This window comes from Kocuria subflava (assembly GCF_012163155.1).
GTDB classification, from domain to species: Bacteria; Actinomycetota; Actinomycetes; order Actinomycetales; family Micrococcaceae; genus Kocuria; species Kocuria subflava.
This window is the reverse complement of record NZ_JAAVUN010000032.1, coordinates 1-18,631: the sequence shown is the minus strand read 5'-3', so window position 1 is coordinate 18,631 and position 18,631 is coordinate 1. Positions and strand designations below refer to the sequence as shown.

Sequence of the window (18,631 nt, the reverse complement as noted above, 5' to 3'; positions counted from 1 at the left end):
TTCCCGGTCAGACGGGCATCCCGTCTTTAGTTACGGCCCAGCACCGACGCACTCATCGGTGGATCAAGGCTTAGGGTGCGGCGATTTCCGCACACCACGGTTGTGCGCACCGTCACCTCAACCATTTCCCCGGACCGTGCAGTGGGCACGGGGATCATGCGGGTCTCCTTCTGCATCAGATCGGGCAGGTGGTGCACAGAACGGTTCCAGCTGCCATCCAGGTCCTGGCGTGCAACTTCCACCGTCACATCGGTCAGTTCGGAATGGTCATACCCGTTGCCGATCATCACCCGGCCGGTGGCAACACTGCCTGCAGTCTCAAGCCAGAGAGGATCGATCACGGCAGCGTACTCAACCATTCCCGGTGTGGGGGTGCCGTCTGCAAAGCACAGGCCATCCAGCACAAAGTTGCCATCATGGACCGCTTCACCGAAATCGCCGCCATAGGCCACTCGGTGGCTACCATCCGGTGTGGTGATGTGGATGCCGTGGTCCTTGAACTCCTACACGAATCCCCCACACGCACGCGGAAACTCACGATAAATGCGCTCGTAGTCATCCAAGCCACCGGGCCCATTGCCCATGGCATGCGCGTATTCACACAGCACCAGTGGCTGATGTGCCACGGTCTGCACCGTGTCCGGGCTGAAGGCCGGGTGAGGTTGCCCGGATGCAAGTTTGCGCCACTCCGTGGGGGTCGCATACATCCGGGAATGCACGTCCGTGTACTCCGCCTGGAAATCGCCTTCGTAGTGGATGGGCAGCCTTGAGTGCTGACGTAACCACTGGGCTGCCATCCTGAGGTTTGCGCCTGTGTTCGACTCATTGCCCAGTGAAAGCATGACGACGCAGGGATGATTCTTGTCCCGGTGCCACATTCGAGCCGTGCGATCCAGGATGGCCTGCTGCCACTGGGGGTCATTGGAAGGGTTCTCCCTCCACCCCTGGCGGACGAATCCATGTGTTTCCACATCACCTTCCAACACCACCCACAACCCCATGCGATCTGCCAGATCCATGGCATGTGATGCCGGTGGGCTGTGGCTGGTCCGGACCGCGTTGATGTGGTGCCCCAGCATGGTGATGTAATCCGCCACGGTGTCCTGTTCCGTCACAGCGCGACCTCGCGTTGGATGGAATTCGTGCCTGTTGACCCCACGGAACCGGAGCGCATGGCCGTTGGTGCATAGCACTCCGTCGTCGCCAATGGTCACGTCCGTGAAACCCACTGTGAATTGAGCAGAGCACCCCATGTTCGATCGAATACAAACTTGGTACAGGTTGGGCTCCTCCGGGGACCACGGGCGCGCCCCGTCAACGGGCACCACCACCCGATGCTGGTCCTCCACCACGCCCGCCACCAGCGGCTGAGGGGAGACATCTGCGTCAAGTGGGTACACCTCAAAGGTCACGGGGTAAGCGCAGGAGTCTGCCGTCACCTCAGCGCGGCGCTCCGCTGTGCCCGCAACTGGATCCCAGTGTCCACGAAACTCAGCATCATCAACCTCCCCGCGGCGTTGAGCCAGGAGTGTCACGGAGCGGAAGATACCGGGCAACCTACCACTGGTCCTGATCTTCCAAGTAGGACCCGGCGCTGAACTGATGGACCAGAACCACCAGGTCATTGGCACCCTCCAGCACGGAATCCGTGACATCGAACTCGTGGATGAGGCGGGATCCCATGGCCTGCCCAACCCACTGACCGTTGACCCACACCCGGTAGGAGGATTCAACGCCCTCAAACCGCAGCACAATGCGGTTGCCGTGACCACCAGTCAGGCCCCCGACATTCACGGTGGTCGAGTACCAGGAGGTTGGATTGGCTTGCGGGGCCTGTGGCGGAGTCAGCTCAAACGGGTAGGTGGTGTTGGTGTAGGCGGGCCGGCCCGGCACTTCCGGGTCCTTGATCTTTGCCAATCCCCAGTGGGCCGGCACAGGCACGGAATCCGCAAGTGCCGGCAGCGGGTCTGGTCAGGAGCAGAAGTCCAGGGCCGACTGAACTGTGGGGAACGCTTGGAAGGCCCAGTCACCGTCCAGAGTCATGTGGGGTGCATCGGTCTGGAACATGGCCCGCGGGGGCAGTGCTCCCATCGAACCGTTGGGTCTGTTGAACCACCAATGATCAGGTTCTTCTCGGGTCGGCTTGCCACCCGTGTGTGTCCCCGCCATGACCGTCCTCAGTTTCGATTCACGGGGTTCGTGCAATTCCGATCAACTTGTGCCATTTTCGCACATCCTGGCCCGCCATCCGGTAGTCTCGTCCATGTGGCCCAGCCCACATCCATCTTTCCAACGGATCGTCCGGCACGTACCTGCCGGGAAAGAAAGTGAGACATCACCATGGCTACCGTCACCTATGACCGAGTGACCTGTCAGTACCCCGGGGCGGAGAGCCCCTCCGTGTCCAACTTGGATCTGGAGATCGCAGACGGCGAGTTCCTGGTTCTGGTGGGCCCCTCCGGCTGCGGAAAATCCACCACTCTGCGCATGCTCGCAGGACTTGAGGACGTCACCCAGGGCGCCATCCGGATCGGCGAGCGCGATGTCACGGACGTCGATCCCCGTGACCGCGACATCGCCATGGTTTTCCAGAACTACGCGCTCTACCCCCACATGACCGTGGCGGAGAACATGGGCTTCGCCTTAAGAATCGCAAAGGTTCCGGCCGCGGAGCGCCGTCGTCAGGTTGAGGAGGCTGCCAAGATCCTGGACCTGACCGAATACCTGGACCGCAAGCCCAAGGCACTCTCCGGCGGTCAGCGGCAGCGTGTGGCCATGGGCCGCGCGATTGTGCGCTCGCCGCAGGTGTTCTTGATGGATGAGCCGCTGTCCAATCTGGATGCCAAGCTGCGTGTGCAAACCCGTACCCAGATCGCGTCCTTGACTCGCAAGTTGGGGGTCACCACCGTGTACGTGACTCACGATCAGACCGAGGCCATGACCATGGGGGATCGTGTGGCTGTGCTCAAGGACGGTCTGCTCATGCAGGTGGACACGCCTGCGGAACTCTACGACCGCCCCGCCAACGAATTCGTGGCCGGGTTCATCGGTTCCCCGGCCATGAACCTCTTCCGCTCCACCCCGGACAACGACGGCGTTCTCCAGCTGGGCTCCACCAAGATCCACCTGACCCCGGAGCAGCGCTCCGCCATCACAGGTTCTGAGGTGACCATCGGCATCCGACCTGAAGACCTCAAGGTTGGCGCTGAAGGCGAAGGTCTGCCGATCAGCGTGGACGTGGTGGAGGAACTGGGCGCGGATGCCTACCTGTATGGCTCCCTGGCGCCAGTGACCATGGCCAACCAGATCGTGACCACCCACTCGTCAGCCGCTGAGGCCGAGGGGTCCGACGAGGAAGCCGCTTCCGCCAACACCATCGTGGTGCGCACCGCCGGCCGGAGCCGTGTCCAGTCCGGTCAAACCGTGTGGGCCTCCCCCGCACAGGACCGGATTCACCTGTTCGACACCACTTCAGGAGCACGTCTGCCAGATCGCGGGTGAGTCATCAGGACCAAGTAAGCACTCTTATCAGAACGACCACGAGCCACACGGCTCGTGGTCGTTCGCCGTGTCGGCTCTCCACACCGCCCACGAGGACGGCGCCTGTCCTCACGTTGTTCATCCCTTTGGCGGTGGGTGGCCCATCTGATCGGCCAGGCCCTTGGGAGTTGATGACTTGCCTTGCGGCCACGGTTGGGAACGCACCCCTGCCTGTTGGACCCGCAGACGTGCAGCGTTGGAGGCACCGGTGCACTCACCACCGGCACCAGCCGCACAGAATGCACCGGTGTGGCTGCCACCATCTGACAGGAGGCCGTCATGTCCAGTTCTGCAACCCGCTGCCTGACCACACGAATCGCCACCCTGCTGGGAGCAGGCGCCATTGTTGCCGCAGGGTTTGCGGGTACCGTCGTCCCGGCCCATGCCGATCAGGGGGCAATGATCATGCCCACCTCTGGCAAGATCACCGGCACCACCAACGGTTATTGCACCTCAGGTTCCGCCCACGGAGGTTTTGACATTGCCGCCCCCAGCGGAACCACCATTCGTGCCGCCGCCGACGGCCAAGTCACCTTCGCCGGCTGGGGCGTGAAAACCGCGTACTCCAACCCTGGATACCAGGTGAAGTTGTCCCACGCCGGTGGTTGGGCCACGGACTATCGCCACATGAAGTCCACGCCCAGCGTCAAGGCGGGACAGACCGTCAAGAAGGGCCAGATCATCGGCTACGTGGGAAGCACCGGAAACTCGACCGGGCCGCACCTGCACCTGAGCATCACCCGCAATGGTGCGACCGTGCGGGATGCATCCCTGGTGGACGACTTCAAGTGCGGCACCACGGTCGCCCAGAGCCGGGAAATCAGTTACAGCTTCCCCGGTCTGCCCAAGACCGCAGCCCCCGTGACCGGTGTCTATCCCACGCTTCAACAGGGAGCCAGTGGGCCCGCGGTGACCAATCTGCAGAACCTGCTCAATGCCCGGGGCTACTCCGTGACCGTTGATGGATCCTTCGGTCCCCAGACCAACACTGCGGTGCGCAAGTTCCAAGGTGCCATTGGGGCAACTGTGGACGGCCAGGTGGGCCCCAAGACCTGGGGTGCACTGGAGGCCCGTGCCGCAGGGGCAACAACCTTGAAGCAGGGCTCCACGGGCAATGACGTCCGTGCGCTCCAACGGTCCCTCAACGCCACCATGAACGCCAACCTGGCGGTGGACGGCAACTTTGGAGCAGCGACGCACACGGCCGTGATCAATTACCAGAAGAGCCGCGGCCTCACCGCGGACGGAGTGGTTGGACCGCAAACCTGGACCGCACTCAAGGGCGCACGCTGAGCGTTCAGGTCTCTGACCACCCGAGCCTGATGGGGCGGCCCGACTGCGCGCGGAACGCCCCATCAGCCAAACGGATGAGGCGGAGCAAACCCAACGGGTGATCTCAGCGGCCTCCTGCGGCCCTAACGTCACAGCATTGCCAGCGCACGGCGACGAAGGTCGCACAACCAGAGATTGGTCAGGAGGGGTGGAGCATGGGTGCGCAACACTTGGCAGCCCGGTCCAAGGACGTGTTCCATCGCGGATACCTCATGGCCGCAACCCGTGCCCTCACCGGCATTCGCACGTGGTGCCCCGCGTTCCGCATGCCGCGGGTGACCAATTGGGCACGGGGCGTCGTCGTCCTGACCATCGCCGTCATGACGGCGGTGACGCTGGCAGCACTGCTGGCTGGGCTGATCTACTGGGCGGGTTTTCCAGATCGCTACACAGGTACCACGCAGGTGGTCCTGGCTGCATTGGCCATCGGGAACGTCTTGGGTGCCGCTGGCCGGTTCCGCAGACACCGCAGGACCGGTTGCCGCGACGCTCAGATCCTGACCCACGCGGGCTGGGACACGGGCCAGGTGTTCGTGTCCCGGGAAGTACTTCCGGCGGTTGCGTCCGCGGGCCTGACAGTTGCGGCCGGGGCCCTCGTTGTTGTGACCGGGTTCTGGTTGGGGGCATCCCCTGCACGGTTGATCCTGACTTACGGAGTGCTCACGGCGGTGGTGGCCGTGACAACTGCGGTGCAGGTGATGTGTTCCTGGCACAGTGTGGCCTCCGCGCACGCCGCAACCGATGGACGCATGCTGTGACGCTCCTGGAGGTTGACCAACTCAGTTTCACCTGGCCCGCTGGCGGTGCTGTGCTCCAGGACGTCACCTTCGGTGTGGGTCCAAGTGAATGCCTGCACCTGACCGGGGACAGCGGCAGCGGCAAATCCACGCTGCTGGGCCTGGTGGCAGGTAGTCACCGACCCGCACGTGGAGCTGTCACCCTGGATGGGCACCCGGCCAATTCGCCTGACGCCCGCACTCTGCGCTGGTACATGACTTCCGCACCAGCCATTTACCCCCTGTTGACGGTGCGGGAGCAGCTGCATTTCTACGCGGCCGCCCACCACGTGGACCAGACCGCCTCCCTGACACTGCTGCACCACGTACTGCAGGCTCACGTGGAAGATCTGCTGTGCCGAGATCTGACCAGTGAACAAGCGCAGATCGTCTGGTTCACGGCTGCCTTGAGCTGCCACGGGGCTGGGCTCTTGGTCCTGGATGAGCCGTTCACTGCGGTCGGCGTGCAACCGGCACGGCGCATGGTGGCTGCACTGCAGCAGCACCTGGATGGTGGCGGCACTGTGCTTCTGAGCAGCCGCACTCACGGTGATCTTCTGCACCCGTCAGAGAACTGGCGGACGTTGGCCCCACCGTGGAACGAATCGCCGTCGCTCACACCTTGACAATGCCCTCGCGCAGCGCCATCACAGCGATCTGCAGGCGGTCATGGACTTCCAACTTGTGCAGCACATTGGACAGATGGGTCTTGACGGTGGCTTCGGACATCGCCAGGGATTTGGCGATCTCTCGGTTGCTCTTGCCCTCGCACAGAGCCTCCACAACATCCAGCTCACGGGCGGAAAGCAGCGCTGCCTTTCGCTGCACCTCCTGGTCTGCCGCGCGCCGGGGGGCCTCCTGCTTCAGCGTGTGGATGAGGGTGCACGCCACTGCAGAGGACACCACGGAACCCCCCGCATGCACGGTGTGAATGGCAGCAAGAACTTCCTCCGGCTCAGCGTCCTTGAGGAGGTAACCATTGGCACCGGCTCGCAACACGGGAACCACGTACTCGTCCGATTGAAACGCGGTCAGAGCCAGGATCTGCACCTGAGGGAACTCAGCGGCAATGTGCTCGGTGGCCACCACACCATCCATCACCGGCATCTGAAGGTCCATGAGCACAACATCGGGGCGCAGCGCTCGGACTTGCTGCACAGCTGCTTCACCGTTCATGGCCTCCCCCACCACCTTGAGGCGGGAGTCACTGTTCACGTAGGCACGCAAAGCCGTGAGCATCAACCGTTGGTCGTCCACCAGCAGCACCGAAATCTGTTGCCCCGAGGGCTCCACTCGGGATTCCTCGGCGTGAGCGTGGCTGGTGGATGGTCTCCGCGCTGATTCCATGCATTGAGAGTATCCATACGTCCTTGGTGTGGTCACGTGAAAGCTCAAGGCAAGTCGATCTTGGATCACCCTCCGTCAGAAGGATGAGCGGCCACCGCCAACCGGGCGATGCACGCCCGCCACTTTGACGGCCACAGTGGTGCACATCACATCAGTTGCAGTTGACCTGCACGCCAGAAGGGCAAGGACATGACTTTCCAGAACACCACCGCAGCCGCACAGACCGCTCGTCCGGACACCTTCGCAACTACGGGGCGTCGTCGTGCTGGGCGTCGCCTCACCCAGTGCGTTGCAGCCGCCGCCATCGCCGTTGCCGCACTGGCCCCCGCCCCTGCCATGGCTTTCACTTCAAACGCACCGGCCACACAGGTACCTTTGAGTGTGACCCAACCCACAACCCAGGTGGGATCGCCCAACCTGGGCGCAGGTCAGATCCCGGTCACGACCGCCAAGAACTTCGGGCGATGTGGTGGGTGGTACTTCTGGTGCTGAGGTGAGCCAGCCGCAGGCTTACTTCACCGGCACCATGTCTAAGGTGGTGGCGGATGGAGTTGGACGCTGCAAGTCGAGTCCGAAAGAACCCACCACGTCCTTTGCCTGGGCCTCTGCAATCCGTTCGGCGCTTACTGGAGCTCAAAGGGCAAAAACCGCACATCGTGCTGGTGTGGGCGGGCTTGGCCATTGCCGTGGCTTCTGTCGTCAGCGACGCTTTGACGCTCGTTGGGGAAGACCAGCAGGACCTGGCCACTATCGATTTCATCAGGGTTGGGGCATCGGTTGCCAGCAGCACTTACCTGTGCTTGGTCTTGCTTCGCCCCCAGGTGGCGCCCCTTTTCCTTGTGCTCTCGTGGTTTCCGATCCTGTTCGACCCTGCTCCCGGCGGACTGATCCCCTTTGTGTACCTGGGCCTGGCGTTCGCTGCGTTCACATCACGGGGTCGCACCATCGCAGTGAGCCTGGGCGTGACCCTGATCTGGGCGGCCATTTGGGTTCCATGGACTTCCAACTTGCCCAATGAGGCTTTGTGGGGCTACCTGCCGGTCACCGTTGCTTTTGTCGTACCCGGCATTGCCGTGCAGATGCTCACCGAGCAGGTGGTCTCCGAAAGACGACGACGCGAGGGTGCTGAGACTGCCACCGCGTTGGCCCGCGTCCAAGAACGCAAGAACTTGGCCCGGGAACTGCACGACATCGTGGCGCACGAACTCACCATCATCGCCATGCAAGCACGCGCAGGCGGTATGAGCCGCGACTTGGACGACGCACATCAGTCCCTGCAAGTGATCGGCGATTCCGCCCGTTCGGGCCTGGAGGAGATGCGCCGGTTGATCGCCGTGATGCGTGCCGATGGTGCCGCCCGCGCCCCAAGCGATCCCAACGACGCCGCGGGGCATGTCACGGACCTGGTGCAGGCCATCAATCAGGCCCGGGACAAACTGACGGCCGTTGACATACCCACCACGGTTCAGATCATCGGGGACACAGATGAAATCCCTGTGGGCCTGCGCGTGACCGTGGCCGCAGTCTTGCGTGAGGGTACAACCAACGTGATCAAGCACGCCGGGCTGCACGCAACCTGCGCGGTGTCTTTGACGGTGACCCGCGCCCACGTGGAGTTCTTCATGCGCAACACCGTGCCGGGAGAATCGCTGAACTTTCCCACATCTGGATTCGGGCTGGTGGGTGTGCGCGAGCGAGTGGACGTGCTCGGTGGCGAATTGATCTCCCAGCCCGAGGGCTCCGAATGGCTACTTGGCGTCCGCCTGCCCCTCCTGGAATCCGGCGGGGCGCCGGGGATCAGCGTGGCGTGAAACTCCTGATGTGCCTCTGAGCTGCATCCACGCTTCACCAGACCGTCCCGGCCATCCCCACGGCCGAACTGCAAGTAAGCCAATTGGATGATTGGCAGTGTCCACCCGACCGATCCACGCACCACGGCCACCTCCGATGCTTGAAGCAGCCCACCTCGGGCTGAAGTCAGAACAGGAGATGGATCCATGTCCCCCACAGCTGTTGTCACATCCACCCACGCACCACAGCATCGAACCACCGCTGCCTGCACACACAGACCGTCCGTCCTGCTCGTCACGGCTCAACCATTGCTGACACATGCGCTGAGTTTGTGTTTCAGCCGTGAATCTCAGGGCAGTCCTACCACCTCCCCCTTGGTCTCCATGGTCCTGGCCGGCGCCGCACGGACGGTGGATGAGGCCTTCGAGATCATGCGGACCCGCAACGATGCGGTCCAGATCATGGTCCTTGACCTCGACCTGGTTCGAGACACGGCCGCCGATTCGATTCGTGCCATCTTGGCCGAGTGCCCTCGGCTACGGATTCTCACCCTTTCGGGCGGTGATGACCTGGAGCTGGCCGTTACGGCATTGCGCGCGGGAGCCTGCGGTTATCTGAGCAAGGAAGCCGAATGCAACGATTTCGTGCAAGCGCTGCACTGCTGCTTGGACAGCGATCTGGTGGTGGAGGCAAGGACCATGCGGGCCCTTGCCGCCCGCGCCCTGGGGCGCGAACCCGCCGGGTTGTCCGCGAACACCGCCGCCAAATATGGACTCGATTCCCACGAGGTGGCTGTCTTGAACCACTTGGCCCAAGGCCGCAACAACCAAGAGATGGCCATGGCGTTGTTCGTGTCCCTGGGATCGGTGAAGGCCTATCTGGCAGGTGCCAGCAAGAAGCTCGGCGCCCGGGACCGTGTACAACTTCTTGTCCGCGCCTATGAGCTGGGTTTGGCCACGCCTCACCTTGCTGAGGTTGACAGCAGTCCCCAAACCCCTGTGGACCACCTGCACTGACCGAATGGTCAACCACATGGCCACCAAACCGCAGTCGTGAGTTCAGCGTGGCACCCGAGGTCTGGCCCCGGGTTTAGGTGGCCACGACTGTGGTGCTCACCACTTGCCGAACCACCTGCAAGGGTCACAACGTGAGGAGCCCGCCATGTCACCGAACACGATCACCCGTCCACTGACCACCCGCTTGGCCACCCTGTTGGGTGCCGGAGCCATTTTGGCCGGCAGTTTCGTGGGAATGGGCGCGCCAGCCGCCCACGCCGACCAAGGCGCCATGAGCATGCCGACCTCTGGAACCATCACGGGAACACCCAACGGGTACTGCAGGTCCGGCAACTCCCACGGCGGCTTCGACATCGCCAACGTCACCGGGACCCCCATTCGCGCGGCAGCAGACGGCAAGGTCACCTACCTGGGCTACGGGGCCCGTTCCGGCAACATGATCACGGTCGGCCATGCCGGTGGGTGGGCCACCAAGTACATGCATCTGAGCAAGTACAATGTGGCCAATGGCGCCAGCGTGAAGAAGGGCCAAGTCATTGGCTACATGGGCTCAACCGGCAACTCCACCGGGCCTCACCTGCACCTCCAAATCGAACGCAACGGTGCCATTGTGCGGGATGCCTCCCTGATCGATGACTTCCGCTGTGGATCTTCGGTGACCGCCGGCCGGGAGATCTCCTACGCCTTCCCGGGCCTGCCCAAGACCGGTGGCCCGGTGACCCCGCCGTCGTCGTCCTACCCCACCCTCCAGCAAGGTGCATCGGGTGCGGCCGTGACCCAGCTGCAAAACCTGCTCAAGGCCCGGGGCTACTCGGTGACCGTGGACGGGCAGTTCGGACCAGCCACCGCAACGGCGGTGCGCAGATTCCAGGGCAACATCGGCACCACGGTCGACGGCGTGGTGGGGCCCAAGACCTGGGGGGCCTTGGAAGCCCGTGCAGCCGGGTCCACCACGCTCAAGCAAGGCTCCTCGGGCAGTAACGTGACGGCCCTGCAGAAGGCGCTGAACGCCACCATGGGCTCGGGGCTCACGGTTGACGGTCAATTCGGACCCGCCACTCACAACGCCGTTGTCAGCTATCAGAAGAGCCGTGGTCTCAGTGCCGACGGCGTGGTTGGCACCCAGACCTGGGCTGCCCTCAAGGGCGGACGCTGAGGCCGCGGGCCGTCAGCCGTCACTGTCACTCTCCAAGGAAGGAACCCTGCCGTGAATCTCCACACCGTTTCTCCCGCATCGGCAACCGCCGAGAAGGCGCCCACACAGTTCTCCCGGCGAGGGGTCATCAAGGCCTCCACCCTGCTGGGTGCTCTGGGCATGACCACCGCCGCGAGCGCCGTCACTTCCCAAGCACCGGCCTTGGCCGCGATCGCGCCCCCCGCCATCATCTCCACGGCCGCTTGGGGTGCCAAACCCCCAACATCAGCGCTGAGCACCTTGAACTACCGACCCACCTACCTGGTGATCCACCACATGGATTCCCCCAACGTCACGGACTACTCCGTGGCCGCCGCGCATCGTATTGCGCGCAGCGTGCAAAGTTGGCACTTTGCCCGTGGTTGGGCGGACTCCGGTCAACAGTTCTCCATCAGCCGCGGCGGCCACGCACTGGAGGGTCGCCACGGTTCCGTACGAACCCTTCAGGGTGGCGCGTCCTTTGTCCTGGGCGCGCATGTTGCCAACAACAATTCCAAGGCCGTGGGCATCGAATGCGAAGGTGTCTACAGCAGGGTCCTGCCCACGCAGAGCCTGTACGCCACCCTGGTTCATCTGGCCACCTACATCTGCCAGCAGTACCGGATCCCCGTGGCCAACATCGTCCCGCATCGTCATTTCGGCAGCACCAGCTGTTGCGGCGACGCATTCGTGGCTGCCCTGCCCACCCTGCGTTCGGATGTGGCCAGGTCCCTGTCCGCTGGGCGAATCCTGGTCTCCCAGCTCGGGGGGCCGCCTCCGCTGCCACCGACGACGACCTACCCCACCTTGCGGCAGGGCAGCACCGGCGATGCAGTGGTCCGCCTTCAGAAGCTCCTTGCCGCACGGGGCCACAGCCCAGGGGCCGCAGATGGATCCTTTGGCCCGGCCACACTGGCCGCCGTCCAGTCCTTCCAGCGCGCCATTGGCACCACGGCCGACAGTGTGGTTGGACCCAAGACCTGGGGCGCGCTGGAGGCTCGAGCTGCAGCGGGATCCCGGCTGGCCATGGGCGCAGCAGGTGCAGAGGTCACCGCCTTGCAGAAGGCACTGAATGCCACCATGACGGCGGGGCTGACCGTGGACGGTCAATTCGGGCCCAATACAGAGATCGCGGTGAAGAACTACCAGCGTTCACGGTCTCTGAGCGCAGATGGCGTTGTTGGCACTCAGACGTGGGCTGCCCTCAAAGGTGGGCGGTGACGAGAACCGGCACCAACCGCCCGGATCGACAACACAGTGAGTGGAGCACTGGGGGTCGTAGGTGACGTTGTGTTCACCTACGGCCCCTAGACCCACGCCCCCAGAATCCACAACCCGCACAGCGCGATCACACCCAGGAATGCGGCCAACCACAACCATGCAGGTACACCCGTGCCGGCTGCCAAGAGTGTGGCGTCAGATGAGGGCATGCGCCTGCGCCCTGACTTCACGTGGTGGCGCACCAGGTTGATCCACGCACGCACAGCTCCGATCCACAGGGCGGCGCCAACAGCCAGCAGGAACCATCGGCCCACTGTCAGATCGAACCAGGAGAGGGTGAGCAGCAGGGTGGCCGTCGTCGTCGTGACCAGCCAGGAGAGCCAGCCGCGCATGACCACCAAGGAAACCAGCAGGACAACTGCACTGAGCACTGCGGCCAGTGGCCAGTACCCTGCGCCCACTGCCGCGGTCCAGGCCGCCCCCACCAGGGCGGGGAACGGGTAGCCCCAGAACGTGGACCACATGGCTGAGGCGCCGCGACCCATGGAATGGGTGACGCCAGAGTGATCGGCGTTGATGCGGATGCGCATGACCCGGCGCCCGGTGAGCAGACCGGCCAGTGCGTGCCCGAGTTCGTGCACCACGGTGACCACCAGACCGAACCATCGCCAGGTGGCACGGGGTCCGCTCAGTGCCACGGCGGTGGCCAGACACAGCAGCAGGACCCAGGAGTCGGCGGGTGGAACGGGCCGGGCGGAGAACAACCCGCCCAGGAACTGCGCGAATGTCACGAGTGGGCGGCCTCCGGATATCCGCGCCACGTCATGGGCACGTGGTCAATACCTTCCTCCAGGAAGTTGGGGCCGGTGCGCTCGAACCCGAACTTGCCGTACCAAGCCTCCAGATAAGCCTGGGCATGGATCTCCACAGGCCGCCCGGTCGGTGCCGCCCGGTCCAGGGCCTGGCGCATCAATGTTTCCGAATGCCCACGACGCCGGTGGGCAGCTGCCGTGACCACCCTCCCGATCCGCACCACGGGACCGTCCGTCAGCAGTCGGAGGACGGAGACCACGTTGCCATCGACTTCCAGCCAGATGTGCACAGTGGTCTCCGCGCGGTCCAGGTCATCGATCTCCTCGCAGATGATCTGCTGTTCGGCCACGAACACGGCCACCCGCACCTGCAGAATTTTCTGCATCTGGATGGCGGTCATCTCTTGCGGGGCGTGGGCGAACACCTGAACGTCAGTCATGCCGGGATCCTACGAGCCCATCCTGAATGATGACCATGTGGCGGTCCCCGCGCGAGATTTCTGAGAACTTCTCAGACACCACCTGGGCGGTGGCTCAACCCCGCGATCCCGCGGATGAACGTCCCCATGGATGCCGCGGCAAGTGTTTGCGCCGGTCAGGGCCTCATGTGGCTTTCATAATCGTGCTGTTCACTGCCCGCCATGATCAGGCGACTCACCCTTCTACTGGTGGTCATGGCCATCCCGGTGCTCACCGCTTTGGGCACCCAGCAATTGGCCCGCACCACCGCTCCCCCGGCACTTCCCACGGACCCGGTCACCTCCCAGACCGTGGACGGCACCTCCCAAGACCCTTCCCAGGACCCCGACGACGGCGCCTCCCCCGGTCCGCGATCCGGCTCCGTGGCCCCTGTGGTTCCGGGCAGCGTGGATCAGAACGGGGACGTCGCGGCCCCGGGAGTCGGCGCGTCAACGCCTGCTGATGACGACATCGTCGGTGACGTCGAAAACGACATTGACCATGACGACGATGACTTTGCTGATGCCGACGAGCACCCCGAGACCGGGACGGTGGACCGATGAACACCGCAAAGCCGATCGGACCCACACCCACCGCCAACCCGGCCCAGGCCGCCACCGCAAAACCCACCGAAACCCGTGGCTCACGGGTCTCCGCCCGGTGGCGGATTGTGGGGTGGATGGTGCTCACGACGGCCATCGTGCTGTTGGCCATTGTTGCCTCCATGCGCTCGATCCTCATGGGACAGGTGGCCCAAGCCGCCAATGAGGGCATTGTCCAGGAGGTGGACGAGTTCCGGACTTTCGTGGGCGAAGGAGTGGACCCCACCACCGCGGAGCCCTTCACCTCTGAGACGGAGCTGATGGAGCGCTACCTCTCCCGCCAGACCCCGGCCACTCATGAGGCATTCATTGCCGTGACCGATGAACGCATCATGTTCCTGGACAACGCTGCTGATGACGCCGGAGAGCTGCTGGCCCAGGACAACGCCGAGGTGGAACGCCTGATGACTGCAGCGGCTGCCTCCGGCGTGGATGAAACCGAGTACGGCACCATGCGCTGGGGCCGGGCCGAAACCGAAGGTGGTTCCGCCCTGTTGGTGCTTCAGTTCACCGACCCCGCTCAGGAGCAGGTCAACCAGCAGACCTTCATTCTGGAGGCAGTGGCCACGGGTGGCCTGGTGTTGACGGCGGCCATCGCATGGTTTGTGGCCGGTCAGATTCTGTTGCCTGTGCGCAGGATCAGCGAACTGGCCACCGCCATTGATGACCAGGACCTCTCCGCCCGCATCCCCGTGGAGGGCCGGGACGACATTGCCCGGGCAGCCCATTCGGTCAACGGCATGCTGGACCGTTTGGAGTACGCCTACGGTCGGCAACGCCACTTTGTGGCCGAGGCCCGCGTTCACCTGAACCGCCCCCTGGACAAGAGTTTGCGGGCGTTGGAGACCGCTTCCGGTGAAGGTCCTTCCACGGCACGGTCCTCCCTGTGGGAGATGCGCCGCACCTTGGGAGACCTGGCCCTGCTGGCAGATGCCCAGACCCCCGGATTCCTGCGCCGCAAGCAGGTCTCCGTACCCGCCATGCTGGTCCAGGTCCTGCAGGAGGCCACCCGTCTGAGCCCCCAGCACGAGTGGACTCTGCATGAGGTGCCTGAAACCACAGCCAACCTGGACCGGGACGCCGTCCAGGCCGCTTTGCTGCAGTTGGCCCGCAACGCCGCCGACCACACGCAGACCGGCGAGGAGATCACCCTGGCCGGGGTGGTCCTGGACCCGGAGAACACCGGCCGCCACGCAGATTCCGTGGTGCCGGATGCCGCTGAAGCCTCCGTGCTGCCGGGTACGGTCCTGCGGGTTTCCGTGTCCAACCAGGGCGATCCGCTGGCCCCTGAGTCCGTGCGCGCCATGGTGGAGGACTACCGCTCAGCCGCCCAGGAGGACATCGGCGAAACCGAGCCCAGCACCCGAACCTCCAGCATCCACATCGGCCCCGGCGCCCCCATGGAGCAAGCCAATGGCAACGGTGACCAGGACCGTGTCCTGGGCATGGGGCTCGGCCTGGCCGTGGCCCGCAGCGTGGCTGATGCTCACCACGGCAGCCTCTGGGTCACCTCCGATCCCTCCGGGCTCACCACCGTGGGCCTGGACCTGCCCCTGGACGGCGACGCCCCCACGGAAGCCACCTCGCAAGCGCACCAAGCGCAGGTGGCGGATGCCATGGAGACGGACCGATGAGCAGCAGTTCCGCCACTGACACCGTGACCACCCCGTCCGCCACCCGGTGGGCATCACTTCCGCCGCAGGGACAGACCGAGGCCCCCAAACGGCGTCGTACCTTCCGACCGGCACCCCTGCTGGTGGCGTTGGTCCTGGCTGCCTTCGCGGGTTGGTGCATCTGGGCCGCCACCGGAGGGGACCTGAACCCCATGGGTGCCATGACCCTGGTGGTGTTTGCTGCCGCCGTGTGGCTGTGGATCTTCTCCCCGTTGGATGACACCTACGTGGCGTTGGGCGCGGCCCTGGTGCTGGTGGCCACGGGTGTGATCACGGACAACGAGCTGTTCTCCTCCTTGGGTGAGGACACCGTGTGGCTGCTGCTGGCGGCCTTTGTGATCGCCGCAGGGGTCACCGCATCCGGCCTGGCCACGCGGATTGCGGGCTTTGTGGTCACGGGTGCCACCTCCGTGAACCAGCTGTTCCACCTGACCACCCTGGTGCTGGTGGTGACCGCCTTTGCCGTGCCGTCCACCTCCGGCCGCGCCGCCCTGGCCCTGCCGGTGTTCGTGGCGCTGGCCACCGTCCTCCAGGAGCGACGACGCGTGGTGCTGGCACTGTCCCTTCTGTTCCCGGCTGTCATCCTGCTCTCCGCGGTGGGCTCCTACCTGGGAGCGGGGGCGCATCTGATCACCTCGCAGATCCTGGCCTCGGCCGGGGAACGCAGCTTTGGTGTGGCTTCCTGGTTGCTGCTGGGCCTGCCGTTGGCGTTGGTCTCCTCCCACGTTTGTGCCGAGTTGATTCTGCGGTTGTTCACGCACAAGGCCGACCGGCGGCTGGGGGTTTCCATCACCCTGGAGGACCTGCAACGTCACGCCCCCACACCCATCACGGGTCCCATGACCACGGCACAGTCACGCTCGGCCATGTTGGTGGCCGTCGTCGTGGTGCTGTGGTGTTCGGAGCCGTTGCACGGTCTGCACCCGGCGGTAGTGGGGTTGATCGGTGCGCTGCTGGCCGCCAGCCCCAAGTGGGGGTCGGTCAAACTGGCCAAGGCGCTGAAGTCCGTGCCCTGGTCCCTTCTGGTGTTCATGGCAGCCACCCTGACCCTTGGAACCGGGCTGGTGAACTCCGGAGCTGCGGACTGGCTGGCGCGGCAGGCCCTGGGGCCGGTGAGCTCTGCCGGTGCCACGGCACCGGCGCTGTTCGTGATCCTGGTGGTAATTCTCTCCACCGCCGCGCACCTGGTGATCCAGTCACGGTCGGCGCGGTCGGCCGTGTTGATTCCTATCATCGTGGCCCTGGCACCCGGCCTGGGCGTGGACGCGGCTGCCGCAGCCTTCGCCTCCACTGCCGCCGCAGGCTTCTGTCACACCCTGACCAGCTCCGCAAAGCCGGTGACCCTGTTCTCCGACGTGGAGGGTGTGGAGACCTTCCAGCCCGAGCACCTCTTGCGGCTCTCGGCCTTCCTGGCCCCCGTCAGCGCCGTGTTGGTGCTGATCTTCTCCTTCTGGATCTGGCCCCTCATGGGTCTGCCGCTCTTCATGTAATTACACGTTTCCCTCAAAGGAGTCTCACGATGCCCACCATGCCTTCCACCGCTTTTGTCCGCCGCGTCCTGGTGGCGCCCTCCGGCTTCAAGGAGTCCCTGGGTGCCGAACAGGTGGCACGCGCCATCGGTGCCGGTGTCCGCCGCGCCATCCCCGGCGTTCGGGTGCGCACCGTTCCCATTGCCGACGGCGGTGAGGGAACCGCCCGCACGTTGGCTGCAGCCACGGGTGGATCGATCGTGAACCGAACCGTCACCGGGCCGGTGGGAGATCCGGTGGAGTCCCACTGGGCCCGGCTGGGCGGCGATTCCGAAGGCCGCGCCGTGGTGGAGATGGCCGCCGCGGCCGGGCTGCGCCTGGTGCCGCAGGACCGCCGGGACCCCACCCTGACCACCACCCGCGGTGTGGGCGAGCTGATCGCCGCCGCGCTGGATTCTGGGGTCACCTCCGTGGTGGTCGGCTGCGGTGACTCCGGGACCTCCGACGGCGGTCTCGGAGCCCTCCAAGCACTCGGCGTCCGTGTGCTGGACGCCGACGGTCAAGAGGTGGGTCAAGGTGGTGTGGAACTGACCCGCGTGGAGAGCCTGGATCTGACCGGGCTGCACCCCGCCCTGGCCACCGGCAAGGCCCATGTGGTGTTGGCCCTGAACCCGCACAACGTGCTGACCGGATCGCGCGGCGTGGCCCGGGTGTTCGGCCCGCAGAAGGGCGCCACCCCGGAACAGGTTGAGCAGTTGGCGGCAGGATTCGAGAACTGGGCGCGGGTCCTGGAGCGGGACTGCATCGAATCCGCACGCGGCACCGACTTTGCCCAAGGAGTGGGTACGGGAGCCTCCGGCGGGTTGGGAGCGGGGCTGGCCGCCGTCGGCGCCTCCCTGGTTCCGCGGTTCGAGGCCCTGTTGGACTCCGGGCTGGCGGGGATTGATCTGGACAAGTCCATCCGCGGCGCGGACCTGGTGATCACCGCGGAAGGTGCCATCGACTTCCAGACCCCGCGCGGCAAGGTGCCTGCCGAGGTGGCACGCCGTGCTGCCGATCAGGGTGTGCCGGTGATCGGCCTGGCCGGGACCCTGGGGCAGGGCTCGGATGCGGTGCACGGCATCGGGATCGACGCCGTGGCCTCCATCCTCCCGGTGCCCATGAGCCTGTCCGAGGCCGTGCGCGACGGCGAGGACCTGCTGATCGCCGCCACCGAACGGTTCATGCGCACCCTGATGTTGGGGGCATCCATTGCAGAAGCCCGTCTGGTGGGCGACGACTGGTGAGGTGAGCTGCCCTGGGCTCCGCGCCGCCTGTTCAGAACACGCTTTTGGCCGGATTCAGCCCCTGTGGGTTCATGTGGTGGTTGCAACACCCCTAGTAAGAACAGGGGGTGGGTCCCGGTATGGACGCGAGACC

At 64.8% G+C, this 18,631-nt stretch carries 17 protein-coding genes and 1 pseudogene; 13 read left to right on the top strand and 5 right to left on the bottom strand.

Annotated features, from left to right (window positions below):
• Window positions 1–26: 26 nt before the first annotated feature.
• Window positions 27–1,253, bottom strand: a pseudogene (locus GTW58_RS14715) (glycoside hydrolase family 2 TIM barrel-domain containing protein).
• Window positions 1,254–1,557: 304 nt separating this feature from the next.
• Complete coding sequence (locus GTW58_RS11775) at window positions 1,558–1,941, bottom strand: sugar-binding domain-containing protein (protein WP_157980566.1); 384 nt, start codon at window positions 1,939–1,941, stop codon at window positions 1,558–1,560.
• 399 nt (window positions 1,942–2,340) lie between these two features.
• Between GTW58_RS11775 and GTW58_RS11770 the strand changes: the two genes are divergently transcribed.
• The 4 genes from GTW58_RS11770 (at window position 2,341) to GTW58_RS11755 (ending at window position 6,274) form a co-directional block, all read left to right on the top strand.
• The gene (locus GTW58_RS11770; protein WP_119933615.1) at window positions 2,341–3,501 is read left to right on the top strand and encodes an ABC transporter ATP-binding protein; all 1,161 of its coding nucleotides are present in this window, start codon (window positions 2,341–2,343) and stop codon (window positions 3,499–3,501) included.
• A 318-nt stretch (window positions 3,502–3,819) separates the two neighbouring features.
• Window positions 3,820–4,833, top strand: a complete 1,014-nt coding sequence (locus tag GTW58_RS11765) for a peptidoglycan-binding protein (protein WP_197052067.1) — start codon at window positions 3,820–3,822, stop codon at window positions 4,831–4,833.
• Window positions 4,834–5,027: 194 nt separating this feature from the next.
• Window positions 5,028–5,630, top strand: a complete 603-nt coding sequence (locus GTW58_RS11760; protein ID WP_157980567.1) for a hypothetical protein — start codon at window positions 5,028–5,030, stop codon at window positions 5,628–5,630.
• Complete coding sequence (locus tag GTW58_RS11755) at window positions 5,627–6,274, top strand: ABC transporter ATP-binding protein (protein WP_157980568.1); 648 nt, start codon at window positions 5,627–5,629, stop codon at window positions 6,272–6,274. The genes GTW58_RS11760 and GTW58_RS11755 overlap by 4 nt, the downstream gene beginning before the upstream one ends.
• Here the strand turns inward: GTW58_RS11755 and GTW58_RS11750 are convergent.
• Window positions 6,264–6,995: a response regulator gene (locus GTW58_RS11750; RefSeq protein ID WP_119933617.1), complete on the bottom strand. Its 732-nt coding sequence runs from the start codon at window positions 6,993–6,995 to the stop codon at window positions 6,264–6,266. The two genes, GTW58_RS11755 and GTW58_RS11750, sit on opposite strands and share 11 nt — an antisense overlap.
• 189 nt (window positions 6,996–7,184) lie before the next feature.
• Between GTW58_RS11750 and GTW58_RS11745 the strand changes: the two genes are divergently transcribed.
• From GTW58_RS11745 to GTW58_RS11725, 5 genes are all read left to right on the top strand, one after another.
• Window positions 7,185–7,487: a hypothetical protein gene (locus tag GTW58_RS11745; protein ID WP_119933618.1), complete on the top strand. Its 303-nt coding sequence runs from the start codon at window positions 7,185–7,187 to the stop codon at window positions 7,485–7,487.
• Window positions 7,488–7,834: 347 nt separating this feature from the next.
• A complete protein-coding gene (locus GTW58_RS11740; protein ID WP_157980569.1) occupies window positions 7,835–8,806 on the top strand; it encodes a sensor histidine kinase in 972 nt (323 codons plus the stop codon).
• Window positions 8,807–9,169: 363 nt separating this feature from the next.
• Window positions 9,170–9,802: a response regulator transcription factor gene (locus tag GTW58_RS11735; RefSeq protein ID WP_231559322.1), complete on the top strand. Its 633-nt coding sequence runs from the start codon at window positions 9,170–9,172 to the stop codon at window positions 9,800–9,802.
• Window positions 9,803–9,947: 145 nt separating this feature from the next.
• Complete coding sequence (locus tag GTW58_RS11730; protein WP_232818116.1) at window positions 9,948–10,958, top strand: peptidoglycan-binding protein; 1,011 nt, start codon at window positions 9,948–9,950, stop codon at window positions 10,956–10,958.
• Window positions 10,959–11,009: 51 nt separating this feature from the next.
• Complete coding sequence (locus tag GTW58_RS11725; protein WP_119933620.1) at window positions 11,010–12,197, top strand: peptidoglycan recognition protein family protein; 1,188 nt, start codon at window positions 11,010–11,012, stop codon at window positions 12,195–12,197.
• Between the two features lie 86 nt (window positions 12,198–12,283).
• On the opposite strand, the gene GTW58_RS11720 is transcribed toward GTW58_RS11725, so the two are convergent.
• Together GTW58_RS11720 and GTW58_RS11715 are read right to left on the bottom strand one after the other, a co-directional pair.
• Window positions 12,284–12,988, bottom strand: coding sequence for a M50 family metallopeptidase (locus GTW58_RS11720; RefSeq protein WP_157980570.1), 705 nt, complete (start codon window positions 12,986–12,988; stop codon window positions 12,284–12,286).
• Window positions 12,985–13,449, bottom strand: coding sequence for a GNAT family N-acetyltransferase (locus GTW58_RS11715; RefSeq protein WP_198673454.1), 465 nt, complete (start codon window positions 13,447–13,449; stop codon window positions 12,985–12,987). Before GTW58_RS11715 ends, GTW58_RS11720 begins: the two co-directional genes overlap by 4 nt.
• Before the next feature lie 201 nt (window positions 13,450–13,650).
• Here GTW58_RS11715 and GTW58_RS11710 point away from each other — a divergent pair, with 201 nt between their 5' ends.
• From GTW58_RS11710 to GTW58_RS11695, 4 genes are read left to right on the top strand one after another with little or no spacing between them, the layout of a single operon-like run.
• Complete coding sequence (locus tag GTW58_RS11710; protein ID WP_119933622.1) at window positions 13,651–14,031, top strand: hypothetical protein; 381 nt, start codon at window positions 13,651–13,653, stop codon at window positions 14,029–14,031.
• The gene (locus GTW58_RS11705; protein WP_119933623.1) at window positions 14,028–15,704 is read left to right on the top strand and encodes a HAMP domain-containing protein; all 1,677 of its coding nucleotides are present in this window, start codon (window positions 14,028–14,030) and stop codon (window positions 15,702–15,704) included. The genes GTW58_RS11710 and GTW58_RS11705 overlap by 4 nt, the downstream gene beginning before the upstream one ends.
• Entirely contained in the window at window positions 15,701–17,233 is a 1,533-nt protein-coding gene (locus GTW58_RS11700) for an SLC13 family permease (RefSeq protein ID WP_119933624.1), read from the top strand. Before GTW58_RS11705 ends, GTW58_RS11700 begins: the two co-directional genes overlap by 4 nt.
• A 29-nt stretch (window positions 17,234–17,262) precedes the next feature.
• Window positions 17,263–18,498 (top strand): glycerate kinase family protein, encoded by a 1,236-nt coding sequence (locus tag GTW58_RS11695; protein ID WP_119933625.1) that lies wholly within the window; start codon window positions 17,263–17,265, stop codon window positions 18,496–18,498.
• Window positions 18,499–18,631 lie beyond the last annotated feature (133 nt).